Genomic DNA, 623 nt, shown 5'->3' with positions numbered 1-623 from the left:
GCACACGCTTGATAAGCGTGGGGTCGGAAGTTCAAGTCTTCCCAGGCCCACCATTTGCTTTTTGTAAATGTTGGTTTTTGGGTTTACCTGATCCTGGCAGTTTGTTCTGTCAGGTGTTGTCGATGGTTGGGGCTGTAGCTCAGCTGGGAGAGCACCTGCTTTGCAAGCAGGGGGTCAGCGGTTCGATCCCGCTCAGCTCCACCAATTCGATTTGGTGTCGAGAGACGAAGACATATCCTTTGAAGAAAATACAAGTTTGCGCATCGCTTTGAGCGTTGTGCCTGTTCTGCAAAAATCGTGAAGAGAAGATTGATCTGGAGGCTTCCAGGTCTGGGATTTACCGCAAGGTAGGCCTGGGTTTGAAGCTGATCCTTATGATGTCGTTGATGGCCTAGCCGGCCGGACACGAAAGAGGGATCGGTGGAGATAGGAAGCTTGTCACTCTGGTCGGTCGTTGTTTGAACCTTCGGGTTCATCTGATGACTTATTGATGTCCGTTTGCTAACCGCGCGGACCCGGATTTAATCTCGAGAAGCTGGTCTTATGATCAGACGCAAGTAGGTCGCTCGGCGTGACCTCGATAAAGCGATCTGATCGAAAAGAACACGTCGATGTCATCATGA

General features: G+C 50.6%; 1 tRNA gene. It reads left to right on the top strand.

Features of this window, described 5'->3' with window-relative positions:
- Window positions 1-128: 128 nt before the first annotated feature.
- Window positions 129-204: transfer RNA gene (locus JNB91_RS30380), tRNA-Ala, on the top strand.
- Window positions 205-623: the final 419 nt, after the last annotated feature.

The sequence above is a fragment of the Aliirhizobium wenxiniae genome, assembly GCF_019511445.1.
In the GTDB taxonomy this organism is placed as follows: domain Bacteria; phylum Pseudomonadota; class Alphaproteobacteria; order Rhizobiales; family Rhizobiaceae; genus Neorhizobium; species Neorhizobium wenxiniae_A.
This window is presented reverse-complemented; position numbering and strand designations above follow the sequence as displayed.